This window comes from Fodinibius roseus, from assembly GCF_900129315.1.
GTDB lineage: Bacteria > Bacteroidota > Rhodothermia > Balneolales > Balneolaceae > Fodinibius > Fodinibius roseus.
Genome location: NZ_FQUS01000010.1, coordinates 129,545 through 149,300 on the forward strand (window position 1 = coordinate 129,545; position 19,756 = coordinate 149,300).

Annotated in this window: 14 protein-coding genes and 1 pseudogene; 11 read left to right on the forward strand and 4 right to left on the reverse strand. The window is 49.6% G+C overall.

From position 1 onward, the window contains the following. Positions 1 to 55 precede the first annotated feature (55 nt). The gene (locus tag BUB16_RS10930) at positions 56 to 733 is read left to right on the forward strand and encodes a class I SAM-dependent methyltransferase (protein ID WP_170864366.1); all 678 of its coding nucleotides are present in this window, start codon (positions 56 to 58) and stop codon (positions 731 to 733) included. A gap of 250 nt (positions 734 to 983) precedes the next feature. On the opposite strand, the gene BUB16_RS10935 is transcribed toward BUB16_RS10930, so the two are convergent. From BUB16_RS10935 to BUB16_RS10945, 3 genes are all read right to left on the reverse strand, one after another. After that, complete coding sequence (locus tag BUB16_RS10935) at positions 984 to 2,111, reverse strand: glycosyltransferase (protein ID WP_073063747.1); 1,128 nt, start codon at positions 2,109 to 2,111, stop codon at positions 984 to 986. A 168-nt stretch (positions 2,112 to 2,279) separates the two neighbouring features. Beyond that, positions 2,280 to 4,073: a capsule assembly Wzi family protein gene (locus BUB16_RS10940; RefSeq protein ID WP_139240279.1), complete on the reverse strand. Its 1,794-nt coding sequence runs from the start codon at positions 4,071 to 4,073 to the stop codon at positions 2,280 to 2,282. 25 nt (positions 4,074 to 4,098) lie between these two features. Then, positions 4,099 to 5,736, reverse strand: coding sequence for a capsule assembly Wzi family protein (locus tag BUB16_RS10945; protein WP_073063754.1), 1,638 nt, complete (start codon positions 5,734 to 5,736; stop codon positions 4,099 to 4,101). A 558-nt stretch (positions 5,737 to 6,294) separates the two neighbouring features. Between BUB16_RS10945 and BUB16_RS10955 the strand changes: the two genes are divergently transcribed. The 5 genes from BUB16_RS10955 (at position 6,295) to cysN (ending at position 12,148) form a co-directional block, all read left to right on the forward strand. After that, on the forward strand, positions 6,295 to 8,064 hold the full coding sequence (locus BUB16_RS10955) for an SLC13 family permease (RefSeq protein ID WP_073063762.1): 1,770 nt from the start codon (positions 6,295 to 6,297) through the stop codon (positions 8,062 to 8,064). Between the two features lie 74 nt (positions 8,065 to 8,138). Next, the gene (gene cysQ / locus BUB16_RS10960; protein ID WP_073063765.1) at positions 8,139 to 8,903 is read left to right on the forward strand and encodes a 3'(2'),5'-bisphosphate nucleotidase CysQ; all 765 of its coding nucleotides are present in this window, start codon (positions 8,139 to 8,141) and stop codon (positions 8,901 to 8,903) included. Positions 8,904 to 8,978: 75 nt separating this feature from the next. Further along, a complete protein-coding gene (gene cysC, locus BUB16_RS10965) occupies positions 8,979 to 9,509 on the forward strand; it encodes an adenylyl-sulfate kinase (RefSeq protein ID WP_073063768.1) in 531 nt (176 codons plus the stop codon). 322 nt (positions 9,510 to 9,831) lie between these two features. Next, on the forward strand, positions 9,832 to 10,737 hold the full coding sequence (cysD, locus tag BUB16_RS10970) for a sulfate adenylyltransferase subunit CysD (RefSeq protein WP_073063770.1): 906 nt from the start codon (positions 9,832 to 9,834) through the stop codon (positions 10,735 to 10,737). 130 nt (positions 10,738 to 10,867) lie between these two features. Continuing rightward, positions 10,868 to 12,148, forward strand: coding sequence for a sulfate adenylyltransferase subunit CysN (gene cysN / locus BUB16_RS10975; RefSeq protein ID WP_073063774.1), 1,281 nt, complete (start codon positions 10,868 to 10,870; stop codon positions 12,146 to 12,148). 420 nt (positions 12,149 to 12,568) lie between these two features. On the opposite strand, the gene porD is transcribed toward cysN, so the two are convergent. Next, on the reverse strand, positions 12,569 to 13,486 hold the full coding sequence (gene porD / locus BUB16_RS10980; RefSeq protein WP_073063777.1) for a type IX secretion system protein PorD: 918 nt from the start codon (positions 13,484 to 13,486) through the stop codon (positions 12,569 to 12,571). A 96-nt stretch (positions 13,487 to 13,582) separates the two neighbouring features. Here porD and BUB16_RS10985 point away from each other — a divergent pair, with 96 nt between their 5' ends. The 5 genes and pseudogenes from BUB16_RS10985 to BUB16_RS22390 all read left to right on the forward strand — a co-directional run. Further along, a complete protein-coding gene (locus BUB16_RS10985; RefSeq protein ID WP_073063779.1) occupies positions 13,583 to 14,371 on the forward strand; it encodes a hypothetical protein in 789 nt (262 codons plus the stop codon). Beyond that, positions 14,371 to 16,428, forward strand: coding sequence for a ComEA family DNA-binding protein (locus BUB16_RS10990; protein ID WP_073063782.1), 2,058 nt, complete (start codon positions 14,371 to 14,373; stop codon positions 16,426 to 16,428). Before BUB16_RS10985 ends, BUB16_RS10990 begins: the two co-directional genes overlap by 1 nt. Before the next feature lie 410 nt (positions 16,429 to 16,838). Further along, positions 16,839 to 18,092: an IS256 family transposase gene (locus BUB16_RS10995; protein WP_073063785.1), complete on the forward strand. Its 1,254-nt coding sequence runs from the start codon at positions 16,839 to 16,841 to the stop codon at positions 18,090 to 18,092. Positions 18,093 to 18,334: 242 nt separating this feature from the next. Continuing rightward, positions 18,335 to 19,444: a hypothetical protein gene (locus BUB16_RS11000; RefSeq protein WP_139240281.1), complete on the forward strand. Its 1,110-nt coding sequence runs from the start codon at positions 18,335 to 18,337 to the stop codon at positions 19,442 to 19,444. After that, positions 19,425 to 19,682 (forward strand): annotated as a pseudogene (locus BUB16_RS22390) (T9SS type A sorting domain-containing protein); the annotation flags it as partial. The gene BUB16_RS11000 and the pseudogene BUB16_RS22390, both read left to right, overlap by 20 nt. Positions 19,683 to 19,756: the final 74 nt, after the last annotated feature.

Here is a 19,756-nt window from a genome sequence, read left to right on the forward strand (position 1 = left end):
TGTCATGCATAAATACCTCCGTCAAGCGATTGAGAGCAATCAAGAGGATGGATACTTGAAATACCACGCTCCAAGATATGACTATCTGCTTGACCTGCTCCATCGATATTTCACCGGTGAGGAAGATATACTGGAAATAGGCAGAACCTCTTTTACCGGCATCATCTCTCGTTCCTTAGGTGCATCCATAGATACGTTGGGCTTTGAAGCGGATGGTGAAACCGAAGCGGGGCATCACTATCAATTTGATCTGAACGATGCCCAATACCGGGAGGCATGGCGGGAGGACCTGCCGGGATACGATATTATCGTGTTTGCTGAAGTCATCGAACACCTATACACTTCGCCGGAACGGGTGCTCAATTTTTTGAAATCGCTTTTGAAGGAGAGAGGCATAATAATTATCCAAACGCCAAATGCCGTTGCCTTACACAAAAGAATCAAGATGATGTTGGGTAAAAATCCCTATCATCTGATACCTGAAAAAAGAGATGGAGCCAATCACTATCGCGAATACACCGCTGATGAACTTGCAAATTATTGCCGGGCGGCCGGATTTTCTGTCGAAGAACAGATCTTCAAAAACTATTTTGACTACCGGTACCGTAATCACGGCCTTGGTCCTACAAACTATTCTGCCAAAACAAGAAGGTACTACTTACTCAACCTTTTATTTGACCTGTTACCATCGTCATTGCGCCCGGGATTATGCTTTGTTATCCGGGCCGAATAAGATACAATTTGCTATGCGTTCACTCATTAAACGCCTGTACCTGCTAAAACTTTAGATGGTGCAGAAAGACCGGAATCATGGGAGAGAAGGCTTTGCGAAACGGTCCTTTTCCCAATATTTTCATTACCGGGATGTCAAAACCTCTCATACGCCCAATATGCTGCGGTTTTAACATTCCTCTGGCCTTGACCTTGAGCACAAATCCTTATTTTGCATAACCTTCGAAGAGAAAAGATTCCGGCCGGGAAAATTATTTGCGGTCTATCCCATGTTCATCGGCCTTTTCATCAATAAAAGTCTTTATCTGCCGGCGAAAATGCTTTTCATCGAAATGAGTGACAGACTGCCTAACCGTTTCCCGGTCAAACGCCTGCTGTTCAAAGGCGTCGATGGCCCGGCGCAAGCTTCCCGGGGTCTGTTCATCAAAAAAACGCCCGTTAATCTGTTCCCTGATATAATCCCGGGTCCCTCCTTTGGAAAAGCCGATGACCGGGGTGCCCAGGGCCATGGCTTCGACGGGACTCATCCCAAAATCTTCTTCGGCTGCAAAAAGGAAGGCCCTGGCTTTGGCTGTCAGCTCGGTTTTTGTTTCTTCGTCTACGAATCCTAAAAAAGTGATATTGTCAGATTCCGCCAGACCCTTAAGCCTTTCGCTGTCGTTGCCGGCCCCGGCGATCAGTAATTTGCGATTCGGGGTTTGGTTAAAAGCTTCAATCAGCAGATCCACTCTCTTGTAGGGAACGAGTCGGCCCACCGTAATGTAATAATCCTCATCTCCGCAGTCTTTATACTTGTTTTTATAGCGGTCGACTTTGATGGGAGGGTGAATAACCCGGGCTTCTCTGCGATAGATGGATTCTATGCGTCTTTGGACGGTCGTGGAATTGGCGATAAAGTAATCGACCCTGTTGGACGTTGAAACATCCCAAATGCGCAGGTAATTCATAACATACCGCAGGATGAGACGGGTGACCCTGCCGATGTCATTCTCGTTGCGCAGGTACTCGTGATACTTGACCCAAGCCTGACGTATGGGCGTATGCACATAAGATATATGCAGTGTATCGGGGCGACACAGTACGCCTTTGGCCCACAAGTAGGAGCTGGAGATAACCAGGTCGTATCCCGTCAGATCGAAGTCCTCTATATAGGTAGGATAGAGAGGAAGCAGTTTACGGTAGTGCTTACGTTTCCACCGGGAATCCTTGAGTTTGGGATGTTCAAAGACTTTATGGTTGGTAAAGTACGTACTGAGAATCTCCTCTTCTGCTATCATGGTATAGATATCCGCCCCGGGGAAGAGAGAGGCGATCTGGTGAGTGACGATTTCAGCACCGCCATACTGGTTGAGAAAGTCAGTTACAATGGCTGTTTTCAAAATAGCAGGTTCTATGAATTCAAGGTTGCGAAAAAAGCGTAAATATATTTCTGTATCTCTGTTATCTCAAATCAAAGAATATGAGCGGGACTTAGAACAACTTCCCGCCACGGGCAGCCCGTGCCAGCTCGGTCCGTTCTTCTTCGACCATGTGTCCCCCGCCCCGCGTTAATGAAACAGGTACTGCAGCGACAGCTGATACTGCATATTGATAATATCATCTTTATAACGGCTCTTCCAGCTTATGGGGAGTCTTCCGTAATGATGGCGCCCATAGTTATAATGCTTGTTCCAAACTACCTTTGCTCCCAGTAATAGATCGGAGATGCGGTATTTCGCCTTGAAGCCGACATTTAGTTTTACCTGGTGGCGAAACAGATCTTTAAACCCATTTTGCCGATACCAGCGCTGATTCCATTCAAAGTGGTAATGATCATTATCGACCATTCGTTGAACAAACAAGCCGACCATACCTTTAGAGAAATAGCCTTCAGCGCCCACATATTGGCTGCTTGAGCCGGGACCGATAGCCGCTCCCAATACCTGTCCCCGGTTCGTATGTCCCTGTTTCACTCTTTTGTGCGTATAAGGGTAGGTTTGGGGACGAACATCATCTATGAGAGAGGGAATCAGAGAGTTGATTTCCGCATTTATTTTTACAAAATCGATCCGGTTGCTCTGAATGATCTTTTGGGCGCCCAGGGTGTAGGCGCGCCCGTGTTGCGGTTCCATCAGGAAATCACGGAAATTCCAGTTGTGGTCTTCTTTATAGAATTCTCCATACAATTCAGTATTACTTTCCGGGAGGACCCACCGGAAAAAGACCGATGACAGGGCGTTTTTATCCTGGTAATGGCTGGCGTCTCTAAAGCCATTCAGCACTTGTTCATCCGGGTTCGGAAAAGGTTGAAAGATAGCCAGGTAATCCGTCCCGTTGAGTCCTTCGTCCGGAATATACTGGTGGATCACGCGGCTGGTCCCCACATGGAAGTTAGGCAGGAACGATGGGGAATAGATGATATTCAAGCCGTTCATAAACCGTTTTTTGCGGTAAATATGAACGGGCAAATGGGTAAAATAGTCAGAATTTGCGGGCCAGCCCCAGATCCAGCGGAATTGCAGCCGGCCGATATTCCAGGGCAGCTCCAGGGGCTCACGTGTTCCCAGAAAAGCATGAGGTACGCCGGCGGCATTGTTGCTCATCGTGAGCGCATATTGCACGCCGGGCCCCCACCACAGTGGTTCAGAGCTGAGCCCGAGTTCAATATCATGATGATGAAACCGGACCGAAGAATGTCCCCAGTCAAGAGTCGTGTAGCTGTCGGGTCCAAACCGCCACGGGCGGTCGATGCGTTGGGCCATCGAGTCTTCGGGTATGATACCGGGAGCTACATAATGAATGTCACGGTTAATATCGGTTGGTATAAACCGGGGAGGATCAAAGTCCCTGTTCTGTTGATAGATAATGTGGGGTCGAAAGCTGACATCCAGGAAGTCGGAGGTAATATGAAAACCGCCCTGAAATTCGGTATTCAGTCCCCTTCCGTACCAGGCCGCCCCATTGTTTTCGCCATAGGGGAGGTCGCTGTTTCGGGTGCCTCTGATAACCGGCTCGTAAAAACCCAGGGTAAAGTCTTTGGAAAGCTCAATCTTCGGAGACTGAAACGGCCGGGCCCACCAGGAATCTGATGGCCTGTAATTCTGCATGACTTTTTGGTAGCGTTCGCTGCTGACGGGCCGGTTCATAAACGATATTTCGGTGGTAGAGTCGGAAAGCAGCTGCAACAGCCGAACCTGGTCGTCGCGGAAATCACCTACGGGTATCGTTTGGGCTCCGGCCTGACGCAGGGGCAAGAGCACTATTCCTGCCGTGATCAACAGAAAACACGATATGACGCGACCCGTAATTTTACTTGTATGAAATAAAGAGATAGTCAAACTGTATTCTCGTTTTTGGTTCAAAAAGTCGGGCTGTTTGAAGGCCTTATTATCTAAAAAGATAGCGGACGGAGAGCTGCAGCTGCATATTTACTTTGTCGTTTTTGTCAACGGTATCGAAATCAACGTCCAGGTCTCCATAATTATATCGTCCATAGTTATAGTTCTTATTCCAGATTAATTGAGCACCCAACAGGAGGGGACCGGTTTGGTAGGATCCTTTCAGGCCTATATTCAAATTGATGCGATGTCGCCAGATATCCTTATAACCGTTACCGAGTGCGGGTTGGTCGTAGTATACGTAATGGAAAAAGTCGTTCTCGGCCACGCGCTGGATAAAAAGTCCCGCCATCCCTTCATTAAAGTAACCCTCCGCACCAAAATATTGGCTGTCCGAACCGGGACCGATGGCCGCCCCGAGGACTTGTCCCCGGCTGGTATGCCCCTGTTTGATTCTACTGTGGCGGTAATAATAGGTTTGGGGACGCACTTCATCTATTCTGTTGGGGACCAGGGAGTTGAGTTCTGCGTTAAATTTCACGAAATCGATCCAGTTGCTTTCCACAATTTTTTGGGCACCCAGCGTATAGGCCCGGTCGTGGTCCGGCTGCATCAGAAAGTCCCGCAGGTCATAGTTGTGATCTTCCCGGAAATATTCCCCGTAGACCTCAGCATTGCTTTCCGGAAAAACCCATCGAAAGTAGACGGTGGCTAACTGGTTTTTAGCGTCATTCAGTCCGCTGCCGCCTGACTCGTCTTGCTTTACTTTCTGAAAGGCCTGCATAATATCGAAAAAGTCGGAGGCGTCGAGCCCGTCTTCGGGTACATATTGGTGGAAGGTGCGCGTCAATCCCACTGTAAGATTGGGGATAAAGGAGGGAGAGTAGCTGAAGTTGAGCGCATTCATAAACCGCTGGTTGTTGTTGCCGGTAAAATACGCTGAATCGCGGGGCCAGCCCCAGACCCAGCGGAATTCAATCCCCCCGATGCCGAGGGGCAGCGCCAGCGGCTCGCGTGTTCCCAGGAAAAGATGGGGAATACCGGCGGCATTGTTGCTCATCATCAGGGCATATTGTACCCCGGGCCCCCACCAGAGCGATTCGCTGCTGGCACCCGCTTCGATACTTTTGTAGTGGATACGGGCCGAAGAGTGTCCCAGGTCAAAATCGCTGTAGGCATCGGGGCCAAACCGGTAGGGCATATCTATATTGCTGAAAATAGCCCGGTATTGAGGATTCCCTTCACTATCGGTGGGAATGAACCGGGGCTTGGCAAAATCCCGGTTTTGGGTATGAATTACATGGGGACGAAAACTGAGCGTCAGATAATCCGACGTCAGGTACAACCCGCCCTGAAACTCCGTATTAAGTCCGCGTCCATACCATGCAGCGCCGTTATTTTCGCTGTAGGGCAGTTGACTGTTATAGGTGGTGGTCAGCACCGGTTCGTAGACGCCGGCCTCAAAAAAGTTGAAAAACGATGTTTTGGGGCCTTCCAGGGGCTGTGTCCACCAGGCGCCGGGCGATGGATGATTTGTTTCTTCCGCCAGCTTTCGGTAGGTCGACATCCACAGGGGACGGTTGGTCAGCGATGTTTGGATGGTGGAATCCGAAAGCAGCTGCAGTGTCCGGTAATGCTGGTCGTTGACACCACCGACGGGAACAGGCTGTCCAAATATATTTTGCAAAGGATATGCTGATAAGATAACGGCACACAACATCAGCTTTGCAGAAGCTACTATTGTACGATGAAAAAAGGTGGTACGAATCAATGGTTTTTATCAAGGTGATTATTAAAGGGACTAAAGTAAAAGAATGTGGCTAAAATTGCTAAAACCTATTCACAGGATGTCTGAGTCTGCATAGCACTTTTTGGCGTCTTTTGTTCCCGAACCAGTGACCCTGTATTACAGTAAAGGCCCCGAATTTGTCAATCAATGAGAAATTTCAAGACGGAGAAAAGTATTCGATCCTTGATGATCATGCTACCCTTTCAGCCTGTTTTGGAGACCAAAAATGGTACAACTCTTCCCGGATCAGGCAAAAAGGGAGGTGCCTTTTTCGGACCGATACGGGGAACCGAAGCACCATGTATTCAACTGTGACTTTTCGGGCCATTCCGCTTTTTTACAATGAGAACAAACGGTCGGCATCCTGTGAACAACGAGATTAATGAATTTGAAAGCTTCTTATATTTCTTTTTCTTATCTACTTGCTTTGAAAATATAAACCTATCAGAATAGTTCATGACTCTTGCCGGATGGACGGTTATTGCTGTTGTTGTACTGTGTTTAATTCTGTTGATTAAGACCCGCCTTTCCGCCGATGTTGTTTTTTTAGGCGGACTTACGGTCATAATTGTAAGTCAGGTGGTCCCGGTATCCGAAGTACTGGTAGGGTTCTCAAATGAAGGGATGCTCACGGTGGCGGCATTGTACGTTGTGGCAGCGGGACTCAAAGAAACGGGGGCCATCCAGTATGTAATCAACAAAATTATCGGTCGCTCCAGAAGTATCCGTCGCGCTCAGTTGCGGATTATGGCTCCCGTTATGGTGTTCAGCGCTTTTTTAAACAACACCCCGATTGTAGCCTCATTTATCCCCGCCCTGGAAGACTGGGCCCGGAAAAATCGAATTCCGGCTTCTAAAATACTAATTCCTCTCAGCTATGCGGCTATCCTGGGAGGCACCTGTACGCTCATCGGTACCAGTACGAACCTCATAGTAAACGGACTGCTGATCCAGGAAACCGCAACCGGGTCGCTCGGGATCTTCGAACCGGCCCTTATCGGCATTCCGTGTGCTATTGCCGGGTTTGTATACCTGGCCGTTTTCGGCCGAAAGTTGCTGCCCATCCGGGGCTCCGGTTTCGATACGTTTAAAGATCCCCGGGAATATACCATTGAGATGTTGGTGGACCATGGCAGCGAGATAGCGGGACAGACGGTCGAGGAAGCCGGACTGCGTAATCTGCCGGGACTTTTTTTAGTGGAAATCTATCGCGGGGGACAAATACTGGCGGCGGTGGATCCGGAAATAAGCCTACATGATAATGATCGCCTGATCTTTGCAGGTATTGTGGATTCGATTGTCGATCTGCAGCAAATTAAGGGATTGAGTCCCGCTACGGATCAGCTTTTTAAGCTTGATTCGTCGCGCAGAGAGCGTCTTATGATTGAGGCCGTCGTATCGCCGACTCATCCGATCAACGGGCGGACGATCAAAGAGGGACGGTTTCGCAATCTGTATGATGCCGTCGTTCTGGCTGTAGCTCGAAATGGCGAGCGCATTAAAGAGAAGGTGGGTGATATAGAGCTTCGGACCGGTGATACCCTGCTGCTGGAAGCGCACCCCACCTTTCTGGAACAGTATAAAAATTCCAGCGATTACTATTTGATCAGCGGCATCAGCGATTCCAATCCGCCCAATTATGAGAAGTCGGGCATTGCCTGGGCTACGTTAATTGGAATGGTCGGCTCCGTGGCCCTGGGATTTTTGACGATGTTTCAGGCTTCTTTTCTGGCAGCAGGGTTGATGATATTATTTAACTGTTGCGGGGCAACGGAAGCCAAAAGCTACATTGACTGGTCGGTACTGCTGGTTATCGCCGCATCGCTGGGTATAGGCAGCGCCATGCAGGAGACCGGGGCGGCAGCGGTCCTGGCCAAAAGCTTTCTGGGACTGGTGGAATCGAATCCCTACGGGGCTTTGATCGGTACGTACCTGGCAACCTGGATACTGACCGAGATGATTACCAATAACGCTGCTGCGGTTCTGATTTTCCCGATTGCTATTTCAATGGCGGCCTCCTTTGGCGTTAACCATATGCCGTTTGTCATTACCATTATGATGGCGGCCTCAGCCAGTTTCTCTACGCCTATCGGGTACCAGACAAATTTAATGGTTTATGGTCCGGGAGGGTACAAGTTTACGGACTTTACCAAAATCGGCCTTCCCCTGAATTTGATTGTCGCTGTAATCACCATTGTACTTGTCCCGATGATATGGCCTCTGTGATTTTTTTAGTATCTTTGGCGCTGACAGGTCAAAAAAAATAGAAAATGAATTAATAAATATAGATTATAAATTACATGTTGAAGGAAATTATTGCTACAGCGAAACAGGCGGGAGAGGCCATTCTTGACTATTATGAGGATGACGTAGAAGTCATGCACAAAGATGATGACTCTCCGCTTACCAAAGCTGATTTGGCAGCCCACCATATTATTGTGGACGCCCTGAAAAAAATAGATCCGGATACCCCGGTTATTTCGGAAGAATCCGGCATACCCGATTATGACGACCGCAGGGAGTGGACTGCTTTTTGGATTGTAGATCCCCTGGACGGGACCAAAGAGTTTATCAAAAAGAATGGTGAATTTACAGTTAATATCGCGCTTATCGAAAACGGAAAACCGGTTTTGGGGGTGGTTTATGTACCGGATAAAAAGATAACCTATTATGCGACCCGGGAGAAAGGGGCGTTTAAGCAGGTTGGCGATGAGAAGCCACAGCGGATATATTCGGAAGCCAGCAGCACCGAAAGCAGCCTTACGGCCGTGCAAAGTCGCTCACACGGTTCGGATTCGCTGATCAATCAGCTGCAGGATAAGGGCCTTCAGGTAACCGAAACGATACCTGCCGGCAGTTCGATCAAGTTTTGCCTGGTCGCTGAGGGAGCGGCCGATATCTACCCGCGGATGGGACCGACGATGGAATGGGATGTAGCCGCGGGGGACTGTGTCTATCGTTACTCGGCCCGCGATGGGGCCCATCCCTCTCCCCTGACCTATAATAAACCTGATTTGAAAAACAGCGGCTTCCTGATTGGGCTTAATGGGAATGTTGAATTGTAACTTCCATTGTTAAGACCACTCAAGACGCAATAAAAAATAATTCAAAATTCAATATTCAAAACTTACCATTATAGCATGTCAGAAGAAAAGAAACTAAAGCCGGCAGTCCTCTGGTTTACAGGGCTTTCCGGTTCCGGGAAAAGTACCATCTCTGAGAAAGTGTATCCCGCCTTGAAAGAACGAGGCTACCGGGTGGAACACCTCGACGGGGACGCCATTCGTGACATTTTTCCCTCAACCGGATTCAGCAAGGAAGAACGCAACGCGCATATCAGGCGGGTAGGGTATATTGCCAGCCGGCTGCAGGCTCATGGTGTGTTTGTGATCGGGTCTTTTATCTCTCCTTACCAGGAGGCACGGGACTTTGTACGTGACCTGTGCGAGGACTTCGTGGAGATCTATGTATCCACCCCGCTGGAAGTTTGTGAGGAACGGGATGTGAAAGGCCTCTATGCCAGGGCGCGCAAAGGAGAGATTGATAATTTTACCGGAATCAGTGATCCGTATGAGGAACCGGAGAACCCCGAGCTGGAAATCGATACCACGGATATTACTCCCGGGGAGGGGGTACGGATGGTATTGGAGTATCTGGAAAACAGGAATTAGATACCGTCCGTTGCCCCGTGGGGCGTTAAGAATTAATTATCCATATACTTTGAGAGAGCTTTACAAACTCGTGCTTTTGTCCAATGTCAGCATTATCAGTCGGTTGCAATCCTCGCATAGAGGCTATATGCCGTGATCCGCTCCCCTCTGGCCTTGACCCTGAACAATATTCTCCGGTTTTTCAAGCTCTCTTTGAAACATTTCGCAGTGCTGGCGGTTATGAAGGAAGTACCTACAGCACAGGATCCTATTCTTTGATGGTTTTTCTATCTATTAATGCTTAGTTTTAGCAGCTTTATAAAACAAACAATGATTGTCTTGTATGAGAAAGTATAAATTAAGTCACATTCGGCAGTTAGAAGCTGAATCTATTCACATTATGAGGGAGGTTGCCGCCCAGTTTGAGAACCCGGTATTGATGTTCTCGGGCGGAAAAGACTCGATCACGATGGCCCGCCTGGCCGAGAAAGCATTTTGGCCCGGTAAAATCCCTTTCCCTTTCCTGCATGTGGATACCGGCCACAATTTTGATGAGACGATTGAGTTTCGTGATCAGCTGATGGAGCAGCTCGGTGTGAATCTTATAGTGGTCAAGGTTCAGGATCTGATAGATTCCGGACGCGTAAAAGAGGAAAACGGTCCCAATGCAAGCCGTAATAAACTACAGATTCCCGCTTTGCTGGATGCGTTGGAAGAACACGGCTTTGATGCCGCATTCGGCGGTGCCCGGCGGGATGAAGAAAAAGCCCGGGCCAAAGAGCGATTCTTTTCTCACCGCGATGAATTTGGCCAATGGGACCCCAAGAACCAGCGTCCGGAGCTCTGGAATTTGTATAACGGCCGGAAGAATCACGGCGAGCACTTTCGGGTGTTTCCACTGAGCAACTGGACCGAGATGGATGTCTGGCAGTATATTGCCGCGGAGGATATTGATATACCAAGCCTGTATCTTGCCCATGAGCGGGAGGTTGTTGAGCGAGCGGATACGTACCTGGCGAAATCTCAATTTATTTCGCTGGATGAGGATGAAGAATATGAGGTAAAGAAAATACGCTTCCGGACGATCGGCGATATGACGTGTACCGGCGCTTTTAAATCCGAAGCGTCGACCGTGGCACAGATTATTGAAGAGGTCGCTTCGGCACGGATTACCGAACGGGGCAACCGGACGGATGACAAGCGGGCTGAAGCTGCTATGGAAGAACGAAAAAAGCAGGGCTATTTTTAGTGAATGCAGTATTGAAAAGATACATAAGAATTCAGAATCCGGAATAGGTTTATTCCGAATACGAACTTCTGAATTCATAGCATCTCGCCGGAATAGGTTTTAGAAGTTAATTTTAGATTTTAACAAAAGCATGAGTTCGAATACAAAAGAAGCACAAAAATATCTCGATATGGATCTCCTGCGGTTTACGACGGCAGGAAGTGTGGATGACGGCAAAAGTACCCTGATCGGACGTTTGCTCTATGACTCCAAATCCATTTTTGATGATCAGATGGAAGCGATCGAAGAATCGAGCCAGAAAAAGGGGGATGAATATACCAACCTCGCTCTTATAACGGATGGGTTGTCCGCGGAACGCGAGCAGGGTATTACCATCGATGTGGCATACCGTTATTTTTCAACGCCCAATCGAAAGTTCATTATCGCCGACACGCCGGGACATGTTCAGTACACCCGAAACATGGTGACGGGAGCCTCCACGGCAAACCTGGCAGTCATCCTGGTGGATGCCCGAAAGGGAGTGATCGAGCAGACCTGCCGTCACTCGTTTATCGCGTCGCTGCTGCAGATTGATCATATCGTGCTGTGCGTGAATAAAATGGACCTGGTTGACTATAGCGAAGACCGATTCAAGGAAATCCAGGAACAGTTCCGCTCTTTTTCCTCCAAGCTGGATGTCCCCGATATCCATTATATTCCCATCAGCGCGCTTTACGGGGATAACGTGGTCGATAAATCTGAGAACATGCCCTGGTATGGGGGGGCTACGCTGCTCTATACGCTTGAAAATGTACAGGTGGATAGTGATTACAATCATGTGGACAGCCGGTTTCCGGTGCAGTGGGTTACGCGTCCCCAATCGGAAGAATATCCCGATTACCGGGGCTATGCCGGCCAGGTGGCCGGCGGGGTCTTTAAGCCCGGTGACGAAATTATTGCGCTTCCTTCCGGCTTTACCAGCACGATCGATACCGTGGAAACCTATAAGAGCGAAGAGGACGAGGTCTTCCAGCCGATGTCTATTACCATGACACTGGAGGATGAAATTGATATCAGCAGGGGTGATATGATTGCCAAGCCGGATAATCAGCCTACCGTGGGACAGGATATCGATTTGATGGTTTGCTGGCTTAATAAGGAGCCGCTTGACCCGAGAGGGAAGTATGCTATCAAGCATACCACCCAGGATGCCCGTTGCATCATTAAAGAGGTAAAATATAAAGTCAATATTAATACACTGCATCGCGTCGAAGGGGATAAGGAGATCGGGCTGAATGATATCGGTCGCATTCAAATTCGTACGACCAAACCTCTTTTCTATGACAGCTATAAACGCAACCGCGTAACGGGCAGTGTTATTATTATTGATGAATACACTAATGAAACCGTAGGCGCTGGTATGATTATTTGAAAATTATTTGCCCCTTTTGGCTTGACCCAAAAGGGGCGGAAAAGGTCAAGGCTGAGAAAATAGGACGGCAGGCGCCGGAGGTGCTCCGAATAAAAGAAAAAAACTCACCGCTGAAGGCGCCTCAGACAGTTTTTCTTATACCCATTCCTCGCACCTCCTCTGCCTAAAAGGCTCGTCCTATTTTCAAGGCCGTGTGTTTTTTCTCATAAAATAAGAAGCTCTTTTTAAAGGTAATTTCTATATATAACATTATCTTAAGAAAGAAAGCCATCCTTCCGGCGAAGAATCCTCAGCCGGCGACTCATTTTTTTGCGTTTCGCTTTTTTCATCGTTGAAAATATGGAACAACCACCTTGGTGGCATAAAAGAGACAAGTTAAAAAATAGCTGAAATATGTTTAACGTCAAATATACCGCGCGATTATTGCAGCTTTCGGTACTCCGACAGGTGACTTTGATCAATATCGGAGAGCAGCTGGAAGGCTTTGAGCCTGACCTCGGGAGCCGCGTCCTCAAAGATAGCGCTTAATTCGCGATATTTTGTGTTGAAAAACGTATCAAAAAGAAAGTTGGAGGAGGTAGTCCGTTTGGCTTCCTGTATTTTGCCCAGCGCCCCCAGAATCTGTTGCCGCGCTTCCACCGGATGTTCAACAAAACGATCCAATCCCTGTCGGTGATACTGGTATACGGCCAATCGCAGCCCCTCATAGTTCTGGTTAAGAAGATCTGCTACCAACTGCGCCCGGTTTCGACGGTTGATGCCACTGCGTTCCCAGCCACCGGAGGGAGCGGACTGGGCTTGAGAGACAATATTTTGAGCTTGTGCAAAGTAAGGTGTGCCCCCGAGTTCGTTGAAGCTGTCAAAATCGTATCCCAACATCAAGTAGGCGTAAAAGTCTAAAAAACTGGTAAATGCATCGAACTGAAGCTGGTCATGAAGCAGCGTGCGATTGGGCGTGTAGGTAAAGCTCCAGTCCTCTTCGTTATAGAAAAAAAGAACGGTCTCCCGGGTCGTATTATAAATAGGGCGGCGTGAACGAAAAATTACCTGGGCATCGAAGTTGAAATTGTCATCAGCACTCAGTAATGTTATCTGTATATCTACCCTGACCCGTTCTTCTGCCCGGAAGTTCGTATCGGTCCAGGAATATTCATTAAGATAGGTTTCTATTTCATCAGAGAGGTCATCTAAAAAGCTGAGTGAGGTGTTGTTCACCTGGCTGCGGTCTACGGTGACATCCGCACGAATTTCCTGGCCTGCTGCCTTCCAGGGGAGGAGCAGGCAGAGAACGCAGATAAAAAGGGAGCACCACCATTTATCAGGAGAAAAAACATTCATCACAACAAAGAGATAAGGGAATCATTTATCATGAAGCATATTATACTAAACCATCGGCATTGTTACATAACATTTCTGCAACTTCTTTTGCTCGGCATGACCTGGACGGTATGTCCGCCTGCAGAGCTCAAGGCACAGGACGTAATTGGGGCACGTGAGCTGGCGGTGGGACAGGCGACCACGGCACTGCCCCACAGCCCGTGGGCGGTATTTGCCAGTCCCGCCATGATATCTGAAAAGGAGACCACGATCTCCTTTTTCGGGGTCCGCTACTTCGGACTGGCGGAGGTCAGCGATCTTGCAGCATCTGTGACCTATCCCACAAAAGCAGGAGTTTTCGCCGCCGCCGCCCACCGTTACGGCTACGATCTTTTTAGCGAAAATCGCATGCGGGCCGGCTACAAAAATTCGGTCAGGGGATTTCATTACGGTCTCGTGCTCAATTACAGTCATGTAGTGCAGGGCGGGGGGTACGGTTCCGCCGGCGCGCTGGGGATTGACATCGGGCTGGCAGCATCCATCCTGCCGGAGCTGTGGATCGCGGCCAAGGCTACGAATGTCAACCAGCCCACCTACGGCTCGCGCAATGAGGAGGAATTGCCGCGGAATCTCAGCATGGGATTTTCTTACCGGCTTTCGGATATCGCCCTTCTTTCAACGGAGCTCTTTAAGGATGTACGATTCCCGGTGGCATACCGGGGCGGTGTAGAGGTGAACATTTTCAATGGGTTAATGGGCCGGGTGGGTATTACAACGGCGCCACGAACTTTTTCAGCCGGATTCGGATACCTTCATTCCGCATGGAGTGCCAGTGTGGCCGTCCAGCGTCACGCAAATAATGTCCTGGGCTACAGTCCCGCTGTTGATTTTAAAATCAGCTGGTAATGCGCATTCGTGATGTTGGTATATCGGTTTTTGTACTGCTGCTTCCGGTCATTGCCGGGGCCCAGCAGCGCGACTCGACCCGTTCGGAAGTACGGGAAGATCTGGAGCAGGCCCTGGAAGATTTTGATTCCGATAACCTGGACATGAACAGTGAACAGTTAGTCCAGCTTCTGCAGGATATGTCGGCCCGCCCGGTGAATGTCAATCAAGCCGACTTGCACATGCTGATGCAGGTGCCGGGAATCAACCTCAAGACAGCCCGGGCAATTATTCGGTATCGAAGGGACGTAAAACCGTTCGAAGCACTGCAGGAACTGACGAAGGTCACCGGTATCGGCCGGGTTACCTATGAGAAAATTCATCCCTATGTAACCATTGGCAGGGGACTCGAACTCAGCAGTCGGTTGTTCACCGATCGGCGGTACTGGACCAATGGCAGCCGGTTTCAGGCGTTCACAAGATACCAGCGGGATCTGCAGGAATCGCGGGGCTACCGGGAGTCGCCGGAAGAGGGGGGCTACCTGGGGGGACCTGCAAAATATTACCAGCGTATGGACTATCAGAGCGATCACCTGTCGGCAAACCTGACCCAGGAGAAAGATGCCGGCGAAATGCTGCCCGGTCCCATGCAATTCGACCATCAATCCTGGCACCTGGCGCTCGAAAATAACGGCCGGTTGCAAACGCTGGTGGCAGGAGACTACAGCCTGTCATTCGGACAGGGACTTGTGCTCTGGAATGGCGGCGTGTTTGGCAAGGGGAGCAATGTGACCGGCGCGCCCAATCGAAGCGGCCGCGGCATCAAGCCCTACACCTCGGCCCAGGAGACGAACTATTACCGGGGCGCTGCGGTGACGTACGGGGGACGTTTTCAGCTGACCGGCTTTTATTCCTCCCGGCGGCGGACGGCCAGTGAAATTTCGGTCGACACTGTGCGATTTCCGACCGAAAGCGGGTATCACCGCACGATGCGGCAGCAGGCGCGGCGCGGGAATCTGCGGCAGTGTTTGTATGGGGGACATATCCGGGTGGAGCTTCCCGTCGGCTTTATAGGTGCTACCGGCTACCAAACAACATTCGACCGATACGTCGCTGCCAGCGATCAGGATTATGCCAGATATGATTTCGAAGGAATCTCCGCCTCGACCATCGGGATGGATTACAGCCTGCTTTTGGGGCCGGCCGTCGCTTTTGGCGAAGCCGCGCGCAGTAAAAACGGGGGATGGGGGGTCCTCGGCGGTGTGGAAAGTTCCATAGGACCGGATACGGAGGTGGCGCTGGCCTATCGAAATTATCAGAAGGAGTTTCAGTCGATTCTGGGAGACGGATTCGGGGAAGGATCCGGTACGCCCAAAAACGAGGAAGGGATCTATCTTGGCCTGCAGCATACGCATGGCGACAATATTATCCTTACTGCGTATATGGATCAATTCCGATTCCCGTCGGCTCGCTTCGGAACCCATCAGCCGACCAGGGGATATGACTGGCTCGGGAAGGCCGAGATGGAAATTATGCCGGGCGTGGACGCTTACCTGCAGGTCCGGGGCGAAACCAAAGAAGATGAGTACGAAGTGACGGACGAGCTGGGACGCTTTCGCCGGGAGCTGGGGACCAGCCGGCGCAGCAGTATCCGGGGACATATCGAATACTGGGTGAATGATGATGTGCGGCTTCGAAGCCGGGCAGAGTGGGTGCGGAGCCGCGAGGCCGGTGAAACGGCCGAAACGGGACTTCTGCTTTACCAGGATCTGCGGCTGGTTTTAGGCGAAAAACTGACGCTGGATACCCGTATTACGGTTTTCGATACCGGAAGCTATGCCTCGCGGGTTTACCAGTTTGAGAACGACCTGCTCTACGTTTTTGCCAGTCAGCCGCTGTTTGACCGCGGCCAGCGGATGTACCTGCTGGTCAACTACGAGCCGTTTTCCTTTTTGGAGATCTGGGCCAAGGTGGGCCTTACCAAGTATGAAGACCGACAGGTTATCGGCAGCGGACTCAATGAAATCCAGGGCGATACCCGCAGCGAGGTTGGGGTCCAGGCGCGCATCAAGTTTTAGGAAATTCATTTCCCGGTCTTGGCTTGTGAGCTACCCTGAGGGGGATCTACGAGAACCACTCATACATAGGCTTGTGTGAGCGATTGGAGGCTTACTTTATCCGGCGAATGCGTAAAAGATATAGAGATGGGAGTCCTCTTTAACCCAGCCGCCAATGACATGCCCACTCCTGTAGATAAGCCTATAAGATAAGAATTTAATGACTTTTTATTCCCATATATATTTATTGGATGTCCTCTAATATTAAAAAAATTGATATTTAAATAGTTGTTGCCTTGGATTTACGTGTATAATTCATACAACCGCTGTGTAAATTAGTTTCTGTAAAAGTAGGTAAGGATTTGGAAAAAAAGAAAGGCCATGGCTAGGTTTGATTGAATCACCAAAACCCAAACCAAACCATCGATGCCATGACCTCTAAAAAGAAGAATACAAAGAAAAACGGAAAATTTCAGCTGGAAAATTTACTGGCGAACGACAGCGAGAATCTGCTGGCGGAAATTCTGCAATTAGGACTGCAACAACTTATGGAACTCGAACGTGACCACCATATTGGGGCCGACCCTTACGAGCGCAGCGACCAGCGGCGCACCAGTCGTAACGGCTATAAACCGCGACAGCTCTACACGCGGGTGGGGACGTTGCATCTGCGGGTTCCCCAGACCCGGGACGGAGAGTTTTACCCGTCGATCCTGGAGCGTTACCAACGCAGCGAAAAAGCCTTGGTGGCGGCCCTGGCCGAGGCCTACGTGCAGGGTGTTTCGACCCGAAAGATGGCCAAGGTGACCGAGCGGCTGTTGGGCAAAGAATTTTCGGCATCCACCATTAGTCGGTTCTCGGCGGAGTTAGACGCCGAACTGGAGGCCTGGCGGACCCGCCGGCTGAGCGGGGACTATCCCTACGTGAAGATTGACGCCCGATATGAACGTTGTCGGCGGGACGGGATCGTTGTCGATATGGCCGTCTTGGTAGCCATCGGGGTCTCCGAGGATGGCCACCGCCACGTACTGGCCGTGGAGACCGGCTGGGGCGAATCCGAGACGGTATGGAGCGAGTTCATTGGCGGGTTGAAGGCTCGGGGCCTGCAAGGTGTGGAAATGTTTACCAGCGATGCCCATCCGGGGATTCGCAAGGCCCTGCAGGCCCACTTCCCGGGCACCCCGTGGCAGCGTTGCCAGTACCATTTCCAGCGCAATACCTTCGACAAAGCCCCTAAAAAGCGCCAGGATGAGCTGCACCAGGCCTTGCGGGAGATCTGGCGACGAGGCAACAGCTACCGGCAGGCGAAAGCCCGGCTCGGGGAGCTGATCGATCGGTTGGAAGAGCCGTTGCCGGACGTAGCCGACTGGCTCAGCGAGCAGGCCGAGCAAACCTTGACGGTTTTTCAGGTAGCTCCCCCGACCCACCGGCGACGCGTAAGAACCACGAACGCGGTCGAGCGGCTCCACCAAGAGCTAAAGCGACGCAGCAAACCGGTACGGATCTTTCCCAATCCCCAAAGCTGCCTGCGCCTTTTTGGGGCTATGCTCAAGGAGCAGCATGAGGATTGGATCACCGGGCGACGGTACCTGAAGATGAAACAACTTGAAGAATTTAAGAAAAAACGAAAATCTTCTTCGGTGGATCCTCCGAAGAAGATCCATCAACCAGCTATGGCTGAGTAACTTTTACAAAAAAAAACTTGCACAAGCATACAACTAACATCTGAAGCAATCTGTGGAGCAGGTAAAAACTCTTCCGAATATAGGGATTATGGAAGAGTATTTATTATAAAACCTAAACTTTTTGGGGAGGAAAACATAGCATGTTATTCAATAACATATTCTTCGGCTTTGTTTTTCCCGGCACAAAAAGTGCCTTTTCTCAGAGATAGATCCTAATATCAACTTAAAATCATCTCTTAGCTATGAAAGAAAAAAAATATTCCATAATACAGGGGTACAGATCAAGACAAAAATATCTCGTAGGTATTTTGGGAATCTTGTTTATAACAGCAGCGTTATTTTCCTGCGACATGCAGGATTTGGGTACAAATGCAAATCAGAATCTGGAAAATAATTACAGGAGTACCTCTACTTCTGATCAATCAGATTTTAATAATACGGTACAACCCTACACATTTACCCATAACTTGTCGGATAGCGTACCTGTGGTGACCATGCCACCGGTTGAGGTGCAGACACTTCTGTCAGAAGACCGAGCAGAACCACAACAGAACCGATCACCTGTCCCGCCACGTTTTGGCAAGGCCCTGGAGGTTAGCATAGATTCAGAAAATAAAGGCAGGTGGGATGAATTAACCAATGGAGACCGACTCTGGCGGCTGCGCATTGCTTCCGGAGGAGCCTATTGCATCAACTTGATATTTGACCGGTTCGAACTCCCACCGGGCGGAAAGCTATTTATTTATAACGAAGACCAAAGCACCGTCCTCGGCCCTTTTAATGAAGAACATAATAAGTCTTCCGGGCGGTTTTCAACGTTGCCGGTTAGCGGAGCTCAGATCACGCTGGAATACTATGAGCCGGGTGGTCAATGGGACAATACCGAACTGCGGATTGCAAATGTAATTCATGCCTACCGGAATATATTTGGCAGGGATAACGAAAACAGTACCCTGGACCTTGGCGACTCCGGAAGCTGTAACATTAATGTTAATTGCCCGAGCGCTTTAGGTTGGCAAGATGAGAGTCGCTCAGTGGCCATGGTGTTAGTGGATCAAAACACCCGTTTGTGTTCTGGTGCATTGGTCAATAATGTATTAGAAGATCGGACCCCCTATTTTCTTTCGGCCTTTCATTGTGCAGATAGGCTGACACCAAACGGATCACTTTCTTCGGCGGAAATTGCCGATGCAGAAGACTGGCTTTTCTGGTTTAACTATAAAAGCGAGACCTGCTCTGATCCTAACAGCGAGCCGGGCCATAACGCTGTTTCCGGGGCATCATTTCGGGCAGCAAATAGTGATTCAGATTTTCTGCTTCTTGAACTGAGCAATATCCCCCCCCAAGCATAGTGGTTATGATCCATATTTTGCAGGATGGGATGCTACTGGTAACACCCCCAGCTCTTCTGCGAGCATTCATCATCCAAGCGGAGATATCATGAAAATCTCTTTTGATGATGATCCGGCGGTTTCTGGCACTTGGGATTTTTCTCCTTCTGATTCTCACTGGGAAACTGTATTCGATCAAGGGACTGCCGAGCATGGGTCTTCCGGAGCGCCACTATTTAGCAATCACAAAATTGTAGGACAAATTCATGGGACTGATGATCCTGCTTTCGAAGGGGATAATTATTGTGAAGTGCGACATATATGGTCTGGAAA